Below are 13,554 nucleotides of genomic sequence, written 5' to 3'. Positions count from 1 at the left end.
GACGCTCCGCCTCAGCAGATCGAGCGCCACCTTGATGCCTTGGACGCGAACATCAAAGCCCGTATCGCCGCCAGCGACGCGATGGCCAGCCGGTGCGCCATCCTGACCAGCATTCCGGGCATCGGTTTCCTAACCGCATTCGCCTTGCTGGTCGAAATGCCTGAATTGGGGACTTTGGAACCGGGCCAAGCCGCAAGTCTCGCGGGGCTCGCTCCAATCACCCGCCAGTCCGGACAGTGGCGCGGGCGCTCTTTCATCCAGGCAGGACGCGCCACTGTCCGCACTGCCCTTTACATGCCGGCCCTCGTCGCCGCCCGATTCAATCCAGACCTCAGCGCCAAATACACCCAGTTGATCGCAGCCGGAAAGCCTCCCAAGGTTGCTATCACAGCCATCATGCGCAAGCTCGTCGTCCTCGCCAACGCTCTCCTCAAAAAGGGCTCACACTGGCAGGAAAAAGCGGCTTGCACATAACGGATACTCTAACGTGAAAATGGGGGGCGCCGGATGCCGAGTACCGAAGGAACGGGGCGAGGAAGCCCTATGACATGGATAAGGGCCGGCCGGATGGCCGCGCCCGGCGCCTGAGGGGCATGTGATCGGTCAAGATCAAATGCCATTAGTATAAGAAGCCCCGTTCCGGCAGCAACGCCGGGGCGGGGCTTTCCATTTTGACGATTTATCCCTTTTTATCCAAAACACCGGCGAAATGGCCGCACGGCCGGCCCCACCAGCCGCGCGGCTTGACGGCCGTTCGGCCGCCAACCTATCGTGCCTGCGAGCGTTTCGGTCCTACGTCATGCCCCGTGAGGGCTGACCCCTGCCGTGAAATCCGCAGACGTCCCGCGGCCCGAACCCGCTCCCCACTTCAGGAATCCTCATGGGATTGCCGGCACCCCGGTGCACGGCCAAATGGTCCGTGTCCCCGTTCCGGGGCCGGGGCGGGAACGGTTGGGCATGGCGGACGCACACGATACGGACACCTCGACCTGGGCCACCACGACCTTGGACGCCGGCGACATGGGCTGTGGCGAGCTGGTGATGCTGCTGCGTGTCCGCCTGCGGGCCATGCCGGGCCAGGTGCTGCGCGTCATCGCCCGTGACGGCGGCGCGCCGGAGGATCTGCCGGCCTGGTGCCGCATGACCCGCAACGACCTGGTCCGCCACGATCCCGCCACCCACAGCTTCTGGATCCGCTCCCGCGCCGACTGGCCGTGAGCCGCCCACCCACACCGCCCATAACGGAGAACAACCATGCCCGGAAAATTCGTCGTCTCGTTGAGCTGCGCCAAGAACGACACCGACAAGGCCACCGTCGCCTTCGTCATCGCCAACGCCGCCGTGGCGTCAGACAAGGAAACGGTGGTGTTCCTGTCCATCGAGGGCACGCGCCTGTCGCAGGCGGGCTACGCCGACGACATCCATGAGGAGGGCTTCGCCCCCCTGAAGGACCTGATCGCCAGCTTCGCCGAGGCCGGCGGCACCATCTATGTCTGCTCCCCCTGCTTCAAGAAGCGCGGGCTGGATGAGGACAAGCTGGTGCCCGGGGCCAAGATCGTGGGCGGGGCCAAGCTGGTTGAATTCATGGGCGACGGCGCCCCCAGCGTCAGCTACTGACCCGGCCGGCAAGGAAAACAGCCATGGATCGCAGACGCTTCATCGCCGCCGGTGCCGGCCTGGCCACCAGCCTGGCCGCCGGCGCCGCCCTGACCCCCGCCCGCGCGCAAGGGCGCCGGACCCTGCGCTTCGGCGTCGGCCCGCTGCTGCCCACGCCGGAGGACACCAAGAAGGCCTACAGCCCCCTGTTCGCCCATCTGGCGGCGCAACTGGACGCGGATTTCACCCTGGTGGCCACCACCGACTGGGCCGGCATGGCCGTCGCCATGGGGTCGGGCCAGCTGGACCTGGCCTGGATGGGCCCGTGGGGCTACATCATCGCCAACAACGCCACCGGCTGCCAGGCGGTGGCCACGGTGAAGTATGACGAGAAGCCCACCTACCAGGGCGTCATCATCGGCCGGCCGGAACTGAAGGTCGCCAAGTTCCCCGACGACACCAAGGGCATGACCATCTCCTTCGCCGACGTGGGCTCCACCTCCGGCTGGCTGATCCCCAGCTTCTACGCCAAGGAGGTCTGGAAGATCGATCCCAAGACCTTCTGGCGGTACAGCGAGGGGGCGACCCACGCCGCCAACGAGATCTCCGTCAGTTCCGGCCAGGTGGACCTGGCCACGGATTTCGACCGCAACCGCAACGCCATGATCGCCAGCGGCAAGGTGAAGGAGGACGCGAACAAGATCGTCTGGACCTCGGATCCCCTGCCCAACGACGCCATCGTCCTGCCGGCCGGCGCGCCGGCCGACCTGGCGGACAAGGTGCGGAAGATCCTGACGGCCATCACCGTGGACCAGGCCAAGACCCTGTTGCCCAACCGCTACACCGGCTTCGTCGCCGCCACCCACGCCTCCTACGACATGATCGAGAAGGCGGGCATCGCGCTGGGCAAGATCAAGGCGAAGGTGTAGGGCGGCATGATGGCTGACCCGGTGGCGGGCCCGGCGGAGGCGGCGTTGGCGCGGATGGAGGCGGCGGGGCGGCGCCTGTCGTGGCCCCGCGCCCGCCTGTGGCTGGCCTGGCTGGCGGTGGCGGCCTTCTACGTCGTCGCCTGGCGCCTGGCCGGCATCGACCTGCACAAGCTGGCCACCGGCCTGCCCAAGCTGGGCCGGTGGCTGGCCACCGCCTGGCCGCCGGACCTGCATGAGCTACCGCTGTTCGCGTGGCGGACGGCGGAGACGGTGGCCATGGCGGCCATCGGCACGACGCTGGCCACGCTGCTGGCCCTGCCCATGGCCATCCTGGCCAGCCGCACCATCACGCCCTGGCCCCGCCTGTACCTTCCGGCTCGCTGGTTCCTGAACGCCCTGCGCGGCATCGACAGCTTCGTCTTCGCCCTGCTGTTCGTGGCCGCCGTGGGCCTGGGGCCCTTCGCCGGGGTGCTGGGCATCGCCCTGCACACCTGGGGCAGCGCGGCCAAGCAGTTCGCCGACCATATCGAGAACGCCGCCCTGGGCCCGTTCGAGGCGGTGCGGGCCACCGGCGCCGGCCGGGTGGCCGCGATCCTGTACGCCCTGGTGCCGGACGTGATGCCGGTGCTGCTGTCCACCACCCTGTTCTGGTGGGAATTCAACGTCCGCGCCTCCACCGTGCTGGGCGTGGTGGGCGCGGGCGGCATCGGGCAGGAGCTGAAGAACAGCATGGACCTGCTGGACTTCCCCCGCCTGGTCACCATCATCGCCCTGATCCTGGTGGTGGTGACGGCGCTGGACCAGTTCTCGGGCTGGCTACGACGGAGGCTGGCGTGATGGACGGGCCCCCGCTTCCAACCCCCTTACCCGCCCCCATCCGGCTGGCCGCCGCCGGCATCACCAAGTCCTTCGACGGCCGCACCGCCCTGGCCGATGTCGGTTTCAGCGTGACGGCGGGCGAGGTGGTGGCGGTGCTGGGCCCCAGCGGTGCCGGCAAGACCACCCTGTTCCGCTGCCTGACCGGCCTGGTTGCGCCCGATGCCGGACAGGTGCGGGTGGACGGCGACGACATCACGCGCCTGCGCGGCCGCGCCCGACGCCGGGTGGGGGTGGTGTTCCAGCAGTTCAACCTGGTGGGCCGCCTGACGGCGTTGGACAACGTGCTGGCCGGCCGGCTGGGCCACGTGCCCGCCTGGCGCGGCTGGCTGCGCCGGTTCGAGCGGGCGGACCGGCTGCTGGCGCTGGAATGCCTGGACCGGGTGGGCCTGCTGGCCCATGCCGGCCAGCGGGCGGACCGCCTGTCCGGCGGCCAGCAGCAGCGGGTGGCCATCGCCCGCGCCCTGGCGCAACGGCCCAGCCTGATCGTGGCGGACGAGCCGGTGGCCAGCCTGGATCCCGCCACCGGCGCCGGCGTGCTGGACCTGCTGCGTGGCATCGCCCGCGCGCCCCAGGGGAATGATGGTGGCGTGAGCGTGGTCTGCAGCCTGCACCAGGTGGACTTCGCCCGCGCCTTCGCCGACCGCGTCGTCGGCCTGCGCGATGGCAGGGTGCTGGTGGACGTTCCCACCGCCCGCTTCGACACCGACGCCTACACCCGCCTGTACGGCGGCACCTGACAGGACTGGACCGCCCCCATGGACCCCATCGCCCGGCACGCCCACACACCAGACGTCTCCTTCGACGGCGGCGACCTGGACTGCGGCAACGGCCTGCTGCTGCTGATCCGCAAGCATATCGACCCGCTGCCGCGCGGCGGCCTGCTGGAGATCCGCTCCACCGAGATCTCGGTGGACGAGGATCTGCCCGCGTGGTGCCGCCTGACCCGCAACGAGCTGGTGTCCTGGACCAAGGCCGGGCGCCAGCGCAGCTTTCTGGTGTGCAAGGGCGCGCTGGCGGAACGGGTGGCCGAGGTGCCGGTGGCCGCCGCCCCCCTGGCCCCCGCTACCACCCCGGCCCCCACGACCCGGCGGCGGGAGGCGGTGACGCCGCCGCCCATTCCCGTCCTGTCGGTGATGGGCGTAGGGTCCTGGCCCCGCCCGCGCTGGATGATCGAGGCCATGCACGCCCATGTGGAGGGCCGCCTGGCGGAAGCCGCCTTCCATGAGACGGCGGACGACGCCGTGCGCCTGGCCATCGCGGCGCAGGAGAAGGCGGGCGTGGATGTGGTGACGGATGGGGAGCAGCGGCGCGACAGCTACGCCAGCTTCGTCGCCAGCCGGCTGGACAATTGCCAGCTCATTCCCCTGACCGACCTGCTGCCCCTGGTGGACCACCCGGAGGAGTTCGAGGCGGAGTTGCGCGCCCTGGACATCCCGGCGGGGGACGTGCGCCACCCGGCGGTGTTCGGCCCCCTGGTGCGATCGCGGCCCCTGGTGGCGCACGAGGTGGACTTCGCCCGCACGGTGACCGCGCGGCCGGTCAAGGTGGCCCTGCCCGGCCCCTATCTGCTGGCCCGCACCATGTGGATGGAGTGCATTTCCGACCAGGCCTACGCCAGCCGCGAGGCCCTGGCCCAGGACGTCGTGCGCGTCCTGCGGGAGGAGGTGGCGGAACTGCTGGACGCCGGCGCCGCCCTGATCCAGTTCGATGAGCCCGTCCTGTCGGAGGTGGTGTTCGCCGGGCCGAAGAGCAAACGCAGCTTCATGTGCGGCGCCCTGTCGGAATCCTTAGGCCCCGATCATGAGCTGGGCTTCGCCCGCGACCTGCTGAACGCCGTGCTGGACGGCTTCCCCCGTGACCGCACCGCCCTGCACGTCTGCCGGGGCAACTGGACGCCGGATGAAAGCGTGGCCCTGGCGGGCGGCTACGCCCCGCTGATGGACACGCTGGCCCAGGTGCGGGTGGGTGCCTACCTGCTGGAGATGTGCACCCCCCGGGCGGGGGAGATGGCGGTGCTGCGGGCCCTGCCGGAGGACGCCCGGGTGGGGGTGGGCGTCGTCAACCAGAAGCACACGGCGGTGGAGGCGGTGGACGACATCGCCGACCGCATCGCCCACGCCATCGACCTGTTCGGGCGCGACCGCGTACTGCTGCATCCCGACTGCGGCTTCGCCACCTTCGCCGACAATCCCCTGTGCGCCGGCGGCACGGCGCAGGACAAGCTGGCGGCCATCGCCCAGGCGGCGGCGCGTTTCCGCTAAGCCCCGCCTTATCACGAAACCTGGAACCCGGGCCTTATCCTGCCTACATTGCTCCAGACCAGTTTCGCGCCCGGGGATGTCCCATGGACAAGTTGCAGGCGATGCAGGTGTTCACCCGCATCGTGGAAGTGAACAGTTTCTCCAAGGCGGCGGACACGCTGGGCCTGCCCCGCGCGTCCGTCACCACCATCATCCAGAACCTGGAAGGGTTCCTGGGCGTGCGCCTGTTGCAGCGGACGACGCGGCGGCTGAGCCTGACGCCCGATGGCGCCGCCTATTACGAGCGCGCCGTCCGCATCCTGTCCGACATCGACGAGGCGGAGTCCTCCTTCGCCAACATGAAGAAGAACCCGCGCGGCAAGCTGCGGGTGGACATGCCGGGATCCATCGGCCGCCTGCTGGTCATCCCGCGCATCCATGAATTCTATCAGCAGTACCCGGACATCGACCTGATGATCGGCATGGGCGATCGGCCGGTGGATCTGGTGCAGGATGGCGTGGACTGCGTGCTGCGCGTCGGCCATCTGCAGGACAGCAGCCTGATCGCGCGCCGCATCGGCATCTTCCAGGGCGTCACCTGCGCCAGCCCCGCCTATGTCGCCGCCCACGGCATGCCGCGGACGCTGGAGGATCTGGAAACCCATGTGGCGGTGAATTACTTCCACAGCCGCACGGGCAAGGTCATGGACCTGTCCTTCATCGTGGAAGGCGAGTTGCAGGAGATCAAGCTGGGCGGTCCGATCTCCGTCAACGATGGCGACGCCTACGTCACCTGCGGACTGAAAGGGCTGGGCATCGTTCAACCGCCTTACTTCATGGCCAAACCCTACCTGCAATCCGGTCAGCTGTGGAACTTCTGCCCCGCTGGAAACCGGAGCCCATGCCCATCTCCGCCGTGTACCCGCACAACCGCCACCTGTCGCCCAAGGTGCGGGTGTTCGTGGACTGGGTGGCCGACCTGTTCGACAGCTGCCCCCTGTTCAACGGCCAATCCACCACCTCCTGCCCCGACAAGCCCGCCCCCCCGGCGCCGGCCGACGCGGAGGAGGAGGAGGAGAAGTGCTTGATCTGCGCGTGAGCCGAGGGCCTGGCTAGCCCGACGTTGTTTTCGTATGCCTTGAGGTTTATATCTGACTAATAATCTGGTCAGGAGGGATGGGCGTGACCACGATCAACCTTGCCGACGCCAAGACACACTTGAGCGACCTGATCAGCCAGGCTGAAGCGGGTGAGACGGTGATCATCACCCGCCGGGGGAAGCCTGTCGCCCGCCTGGTCCCGATGGCCGCTCCCCGACGCCCCATCGCGCTAGCACCAATGCAAGCATTGACTGGCAACATGCCGCAGCAAGCGCAGCCGGCTGAGGCGTTCGTGCGCGCCATGCGGGACGATGATCGGTATTGATGCTCTACCTGGACACATCGCTCCTGGTTGCCGCACTGACGAATGAGGCCACCTCGAAACACATCCAGACGTGGCTGAGCCAACAGGACCCCGGGGCCCTCGTCATCAGTGATTGGGTGATAACCGAGTTTTCTTCCGCTCTGTCCATCAAGGTGCGAACGGGCCAGATCAGTACCGAGCATCGGGCGGAGGCCTTGAAAATATTCTCGGGGTGGGTGGCGGACTCGTTTGGCCTGCTGAGGATTTCATCCCATCATTTTCAAACAGCCGCGCGTTTCTCCGACCACCACGGTTTGGGACTGCGAGCCGCCGATGCCTTGCATCTTGCCATTGCCGCGGATGAAGCCGCGACCCTCTGCACCTTGGATCGTAAGCTTGCGGAGGCCGGACTGGCTTTGGGCATCGCCACGATGATACCGTAAGCGTCATTGCGCAGCCGTAGCGCGGGCCGGAGCCCCCCTCCCCGATTATGCGGTTTTTTCTAAATAGAGTGTTCGGATTATCGCGTATTCCGCCTAGGGCGGCGTTCGCTATGATGTAACCGTTGCTGCACTGCGGGTCACCGGACCGGCGGCGGCGACCGGGCCCCAGCCCATCCTTCGTGAAACCGCCCCGTTGGGGCCCCAACCCGCTGTCGCGCCTGACCGTCCTTTCCCCTGTGGAAAAGGGCGTCGACGCGTTGTCCCCGGCGCGCTTCCCGGCGCGCCATCCCCTGCCTGACGCCCGGCATCCCCTGCCGGTGCCCCGCGGCCGATACCGCCGCCCGCCCCTTCATCGTTTTGACGGTGGGAAACGGGACGCGACCGCCGCCCGCCCCGTGTATGCCTGGCGTCACCCGACCGATGAGGAGTTCAACCATGGCCGCACCGACTTTTGATGCTCCGGGTGACGCCCATCACCGACGCTTGCCCCCCAGCGCGCGTATGTTCTTACTGGTGTTGGGCCGCTGGGGTGGCGGCATTTCACTGTTCGCGGGCGTGGTGTTGCGCGATCTGTTTCCCTTCATCGGCGTCATCTGCGGAGGCTTCTGACCGCCGACCGATCCGACAATTCGATTGCTTTCATGCTGCGGCGCAACCGGCCGCGGCCCGTGTNTCCGTCTCCTTACGGTTCGATTGTTCTGACAATCCGAATTGTGTAGCAGCGAAACGCTGGTTTATTCGCCAAATCATCGATCATACAGTCCACCCTGTCATAAACCAGGAGGGGCGCTTCCGCGCCCATGTGAAATGTCCAGGCCATCGAGCCAAATCGCTTGTGAAACTGTCGACAGCACGGGCGGCATCACCGTCTGCGAGACGCGCATCCCGGGCTATGCCCAGGAGGTGACGTTGCGCCTGTACCGTCCGGCGGCGGCGGCCAAGACCCTGCGGCCGTCGCTGCCGGTGGTTCTGATGTTCCACGGCGGCGGCTTCACCAAGGGCGGGCTGGACGACGCCGATCCGGCCGCCCGCTTCATCGCCCATCATACGCCAGCCTTCGTCGTCTCCGTGGGTTATTCCCTGGCCCCGGCCCATCCCTTCCCCGCGGCGCCCGGCGACGCCTACCGCGCCGCCTTGTGGGTGGCCCAGCACGCCCGTGACTTCGGCGGTGCGGCCAACCGCCTGGGCGTGGCGGGTTATGACGCCGGCGGGCACATCGTCGCCTCGCTGACCTTCATCGCCCGCGACCAGGGCGACGTGCCGCTGAAGGCTCAGGTCCTGGTCGGCCCCATGCTGGACCCCAGCCTGACGCGGGTGGGGGACGAGACGCTGCTGGGGTCGGACATCACGGTGGCCGACTGCGCCAAATGTTACCGCGCCTACCTGCCGGAGGCGGCGCAGCGCCTGCATCCCTATGCGGCGCCCCTGGAATCCCGGCGCCTGGCCGGCCTGCCGCCGGCCCTGATCGTCACGGCCCAGAACGACGTGCTGCATGTCGAGGCCGAGAAGTACGCGGGCCAGTTGATCGGGGCCGGCGTGCCCACGGAAGTGACCCGCTTCCCCCGCGTTTCCCATGCCGATCTGGCCACCAATCCCGCGGCCCTGGCGGCCATCGCCAATTTCCTCGGGCGTCGCCTGTAACGCCCCGCCAACGCCTTTCAAGGAGTACCTTTCATGTCCAACACATCCACCACGCCCTCAAAGGCCAAGCCCATAAAGGCCAAACTGGTGCTGGCGCTGGCCTCCGGTGTCGCCCTCGCTGCCCTCGGCGGCTTCTTCGTGCATGGTCCCGGGGGGGCCCAGGCCTCGGCCCCCGCCCCCACCGCCCCGGTGGCGGAGGTGGAGGTGGCCCCCGTCGTCGCCCGCACCGTCGTCGACTGGCAGAGCTATTCCGGCCGGCTGGAGGCGGTGGAGCATGTGGACATCCGTCCCCAGATCTCCGGCCCCATCGTCGCCGTGAACTTCAAGAACGGCGCGTTGGTGAAGAAGGGGGACCCCCTGTTCACCATCGATCCCCGCCCCTTCCAGGCGGAGGTGGACCGGGCGGAGGCGACCCTGGCGTCGGCGCAGTCGCGCCAGCGCTTCGCCACCACGGACCTGGAGCGCGCCCGCAAGCTGATCACCAGCAACGCCATCCCCCAGCGTGACCTGGATGACCGCGAGAACACGGCCCGCACCGCCGCCGCCGACGTGAAGGCGGCCGATGCGGCGCTGGAGGTGGCGAAGCTGAACCTCGGCTACACCCGGGTGGTGGCGCCGGTGGACGGCCGCGTCTCCCGCGCGGAGATCACGGTGGGCAACATCGTGGCCGCTGGCGCTGCCGGCGTGCCGCTGACCACGCTGGTCTCCGTCTCGCCCATCTACGCCTCCTTCGACGTGGATGAGCAGACCTACCTGCGCTACATCGCCAGCGTGAGGGACGGCACCGCCCCGGTGCAGCTGGGCCTGGCCACCGAGGACGGCTATTCCCGGACCGGCGTGGTGGAGCATGTGGACAACCACCTGGACACCGTGTCCGGCACCATCCGCGTGCGCGCCAAGTTCGACAACCCCGACGGCCTGCTGGTGCCCGGCCTGTACGCCCGCATCAAGGTGGGCGGCAGCACCCCGCACAACGCCCTGCTGGTGGATGACCGCGCCATTGGCACCGACCAGGACAAGAAGTACGTCCTGGTGGTCGGCGACGACAACAAGGTGGCCTATCGCGAGGTGGCCCTGGGCGGCATGCAGGACGGCCTGCGCGTCATCACCAAGGGCCTGAAGGCCGGCGAGCGCATCGTCGTCAACGGCGTGCAGTTCGCCCGCCCCGGCGACGCCGTGAAGCCCAAGAACGTCGCCATGGCGGGTGAGACCGCCGCCCCCGACACCCGGCACACCGCCGCCGGCTCGGCCCTCTGAGGCCGGGCCTGACGGCCGCCCGTTCCATCGAGATCCATCATGAACATCTCGCGTTTCTTCATCGACCGGCCCATTTTCGCCGGCGTGCTGTCGGTGGCGATCTTCGTCGCCGGCCTGATCTCCGTGTTCCAACTGCCCATCTCGGAATATCCCGAGGTGGTGCCCGCCACCGTGGTGGTGCACGCCCAGTATCCGGGCGCCAACCCCAAGGTCATCGCCGAAGCCGTCGCCGCCCCGTTGGAAGAGCAGATCAACGGTGTGGAGAACATGCTGTACATGCAGTCGCAGGCCAACAGCGACGGCAACCTGGCGGTGACGGTCACCTTCAAGCTGGGCACCAATCCCGACCTGGCCCAGCAGATGGTGCAGAACCGCGTCTCCCAGGCCCTGCCGCGCCTGCCGGAGGATGTGCAGCGCCTGGGCGTGACGACGATCAAGAGCTCCCCCACCTTGACCATGGTGGTGCACCTGATCTCGCCCAACGACCGCTATGACATGACCTATCTGCGCAACTACGCCGTCCTGAACGTGAAGGACCGGCTGGAGCGCATCCAGGGTGTGGGCCAGGTGCAGGTCTGGGGTTCGGGCGACTATTCCATGCGCGTCTGGCTGGACCCGCAGAAGGTGGCCCAGCGCAACCTGACCGCCGAGGACGTGGTGGCGGCCATCCGCGACCAGAACGTCCAGGTCGCGGCCGGCGTCATCGGCTCGTCCCCGTCGGTGAAGGGCGTGCCCCTGCAGCTGTCGGTCAACGCCCGCGGCCGCCTGAAGACGGAAGCGGAGTTCGGCGACATCATCCTGCAGACCACGGCCGACGGCGGCGTCACCTATCTGCGTGACGTGGCCCGCATCGAACTGGCGGCGTCCGAATACGGCCTGCGGGCGTTGCTGGACAACAAACCGGCCGTGGCCCTGGCCATCAACCAGTCGCCGGGTGCCAACTCGCTGGCCATTTCCGACCAGGTCCGCGAGACCATGAAGGAACTGTCGGCCGACATGCCCCCGGGCGTGGAATACCGCATCGTCTATGACCCGACGCAGTTCGTCCGTGCCAGCATCGACGCCGTCATCCACACCCTGCTGGAAGCCATCACCCTGGTGGTGATCGTTGTCATCGTCTTCCTGCAGACCTGGCGCGCCTCCATCATCCCGCTGCTGGCGGTGCCCGTCTCCATCGTCGGCACCTTCGCCCTGCTGCTGGCCTTCGGCTATTCCATCAACGCGCTGTCGCTGTTCGGCATGGTGCTGGCCATCGGCATCGTGGTCGACGACGCCATCGTCGTGGTGGAGAACGTCGAGCGCAACATCGAGGCGGGGCTGTCGCCGAAAGAGGCCACCTACCAGGCCATGCGCGAGGTCAGCGGCCCCATCATCGCCATCGCCCTGACCCTGGTGGCCGTGTTCGTGCCGCTGGCGGCCATGACCGGCCTGACCGGCCAGTTCTACCGGCAGTTCGCGATGACCATCGCGATCTCCACCGTCATCTCCGCCTTCAACTCCCTGACCCTGTCCCCCGCCCTGGCGGCATTGCTACTGAAGGGCCACCATGACGGCCAGGATTGGCTGACGCGCGGCATGAACACCGTGCTGGGCCCTTTCTTCCGGGGCTTCAACAAGGTGTTCCACCGCGGGTCCCAGGCCTATGGCAACAGCGTGGGCGGCGTCATCCGGCGCAAGGGTGTCATGTTGGCCCTCTATGCCGGCCTGCTGGGCGTCACCGTCTTCCTGGGCAACACCGTCCCCGGCGGCTTCGTTCCGGCGCAGGACAAGGAATACCTGGTGACCTTCGCCCAGCTGCCCAACGGCGCCTCGCTGGACCGGACGGAGGAGGTCATCCGCAAGATGTCGGAGATCGCCCTCAAGCAGCCGGGCGTGACCCATGCCGTCTCGTTCCCCGGCCTGTCGGTCAACGGCTTCACCAACAGCTCCAGCGCCGGCATCGTGTTCGTCCCGCTGGAACATTATGACGACCGGCCGGGTCACATCTCGGCCGCCGAGATCGCCGCCAACCTGCGCAAGGAATACGCAGGCATCAAGGAAGCCTACATCGCCGTCTTCCCGCCCCCGCCCGTCATGGGCCTGGGCACGCTGGGCGGTTTCAAGCTGCAACTTGAGGACACCGGCGCCCTGGGGTACGAGGCCATGGCCAAGGCCTCCAACGACTTCATCGCCAAGGCCATGAAGACGCCGGAGCTGGGGCCGACGTTCTCCAGCTACCAGATCAACGTTCCGCAGCTGAACGTGGCCCTGAACGGGGTGAAGCCCAAGCAGCTGGGCGTGTCGTTCAATGACGTTTTCGACACCATGCAGATTTACTTGGGCTCGCTGTACGTCAATGACTTCAACAGCTTCGGCCGCGTCTACCAGGTGCGGGTGCAGGCGGACGCCCCGTTCCGCGCCCATGCCGACGACATCGGCCTGCTGAAGACCCGCAACGCCCAGGGCATGATGGTGCCGCTGTCGTCGCTGGTCAGCGTCAGCCCGACCTATGGGCCGGAAATGGTGGTGCGCTACAACGGCTACACCGCCGCCGACATCAACAGCGGCCCGGCCCCCGGCTATTCCACCAACCAAGCCCAGGCCGCCGCGGAGCGGATCGCGCATGAGGTCCTGCCCCGGGGCATCAAGCTGGAATGGACCGACCTTACCTACCAGCAGATCCTGGCCGGCAACTCCGCCCTATGGGTGTTCCCCATCAGCGTGCTGCTGGTCTTCCTGGTGCTGGCCGCCCAGTACGAGAGCCTGACCCTGCCGCTGGCCATCCTGCTGATCGTGCCCATGAGCCTGATGTCGGCCCTGGCCGGCCTGTGGCTGACGGGCAGTGACAACAACATCTTCACCCAGATCGGCTTCATGGTTCTGGTGGGCCTGTCGGCCAAGAACGCCATCCTGATCGTGGAGTTCGCCCGTGAACTGGAAATCCACGGCAAGACCCCCGTCCAGGCGGCGATCGAGGCCAGCCGCCTGCGTCTGCGTCCCATCCTGATGACCTCCATCGCCTTCATCATGGGTGTGGTGCCCCTGGTGATGTCGACGGGGCCGGGTGCCGAGATGCGCCACGCCATGGGTGTGGCCGTGTTCTTCGGCATGCTGGGCGTGACCTTCTTCGGCTTGGCCCTGACGCCGGTGTTCTACGTCCTGCTGCGGACGCTGGCCGGCGGCAAG

General features: G+C 67.8%; 14 protein-coding genes. All 14 read left to right on the top strand.

Going from position 1 to position 13,554, the window contains the following annotated elements; all coding sequences use genetic code 11:
- A partial coding sequence (locus tag I55_RS27865) for an IS110 family transposase (protein ID WP_044563996.1) occupies nucleotides 1-474 on the top strand: 474 nt, incomplete at its 5' end.
- A 483-nt stretch (nucleotides 475-957) separates the two neighbouring features.
- Entirely contained in the window at nucleotides 958-1,218 is a 261-nt protein-coding gene (locus I55_RS27860; RefSeq protein WP_044563999.1) for a sulfurtransferase TusA family protein, read from the top strand.
- Nucleotides 1,219-1,254: 36 nt separating this feature from the next.
- Nucleotides 1,255-1,617 (top strand): DsrE family protein, encoded by a 363-nt coding sequence (locus I55_RS27855; RefSeq protein ID WP_044563995.1) that lies wholly within the window; start codon nucleotides 1,255-1,257, stop codon nucleotides 1,615-1,617.
- Nucleotides 1,618-1,640: 23 nt separating this feature from the next.
- The gene (phnD, locus tag I55_RS27850) at nucleotides 1,641-2,525 is read left to right on the top strand and encodes a phosphate/phosphite/phosphonate ABC transporter substrate-binding protein (protein ID WP_044563994.1); all 885 of its coding nucleotides are present in this window, start codon (nucleotides 1,641-1,643) and stop codon (nucleotides 2,523-2,525) included.
- Between the two features lie 6 nt (nucleotides 2,526-2,531).
- Entirely contained in the window at nucleotides 2,532-3,362 is an 831-nt protein-coding gene (phnE, locus tag I55_RS27845) for a phosphonate ABC transporter, permease protein PhnE (RefSeq protein WP_199902752.1), read from the top strand.
- Nucleotides 3,362-4,141, top strand: coding sequence for a phosphonate ABC transporter ATP-binding protein (phnC, locus tag I55_RS27840; protein ID WP_044563993.1), 780 nt, complete (start codon nucleotides 3,362-3,364; stop codon nucleotides 4,139-4,141). Before phnE ends, phnC begins: the two co-directional genes overlap by 1 nt.
- Nucleotides 4,142-4,159: 18 nt before the next feature.
- Nucleotides 4,160-5,665 carry a 5-methyltetrahydropteroyltriglutamate--homocysteine methyltransferase gene (locus I55_RS27835; protein WP_044563992.1) on the top strand — a complete coding sequence of 502 codons (1,506 nt, stop codon included), beginning with the start codon at nucleotides 4,160-4,162 and terminating at the stop codon, nucleotides 5,663-5,665.
- A gap of 83 nt (nucleotides 5,666-5,748) precedes the next feature.
- Nucleotides 5,749-6,732 carry a LysR family transcriptional regulator gene (locus tag I55_RS27830; RefSeq protein ID WP_286364323.1) on the top strand — a complete coding sequence of 328 codons (984 nt, stop codon included), beginning with the start codon at nucleotides 5,749-5,751 and terminating at the stop codon, nucleotides 6,730-6,732.
- 94 nt (nucleotides 6,733-6,826) lie between these two features.
- The gene (locus I55_RS27825; RefSeq protein ID WP_085940130.1) at nucleotides 6,827-7,069 is read left to right on the top strand and encodes a type II toxin-antitoxin system Phd/YefM family antitoxin; all 243 of its coding nucleotides are present in this window, start codon (nucleotides 6,827-6,829) and stop codon (nucleotides 7,067-7,069) included.
- A complete protein-coding gene (locus tag I55_RS27820) occupies nucleotides 7,066-7,491 on the top strand; it encodes a type II toxin-antitoxin system VapC family toxin (protein ID WP_199902751.1) in 426 nt (141 codons plus the stop codon). The genes I55_RS27825 and I55_RS27820 overlap by 4 nt, the downstream gene beginning before the upstream one ends.
- A 435-nt stretch (nucleotides 7,492-7,926) precedes the next feature.
- Nucleotides 7,927-8,100 (top strand): hypothetical protein, encoded by a 174-nt coding sequence (locus I55_RS37425; protein WP_159107293.1) that lies wholly within the window; start codon nucleotides 7,927-7,929, stop codon nucleotides 8,098-8,100.
- A gap of 198 nt (nucleotides 8,101-8,298) precedes the next feature.
- Nucleotides 8,299-9,132: an alpha/beta hydrolase gene (locus I55_RS27810; protein ID WP_044563988.1), complete on the top strand. Its 834-nt coding sequence runs from the start codon at nucleotides 8,299-8,301 to the stop codon at nucleotides 9,130-9,132.
- A gap of 33 nt (nucleotides 9,133-9,165) precedes the next feature.
- Nucleotides 9,166-10,389 carry an efflux RND transporter periplasmic adaptor subunit gene (locus tag I55_RS27805; protein WP_049974577.1) on the top strand — a complete coding sequence of 408 codons (1,224 nt, stop codon included), beginning with the start codon at nucleotides 9,166-9,168 and terminating at the stop codon, nucleotides 10,387-10,389.
- 39 nt (nucleotides 10,390-10,428) lie between these two features.
- The coding region (locus tag I55_RS27800; RefSeq protein WP_044563987.1) for an efflux RND transporter permease subunit at nucleotides 10,429-13,554 on the top strand (3,126 nt) is incomplete at its 3' end.

Origin of the sequence: Azospirillum sp. B4, assembly GCF_000333275.1 — a bacterium.
Classification (GTDB): domain Bacteria; phylum Pseudomonadota; class Alphaproteobacteria; order Azospirillales; family Azospirillaceae; genus Nitrospirillum.
Note: the sequence above shows the minus strand (reverse complement) of the source record. Positions and strands in the feature narration are given on the sequence as shown.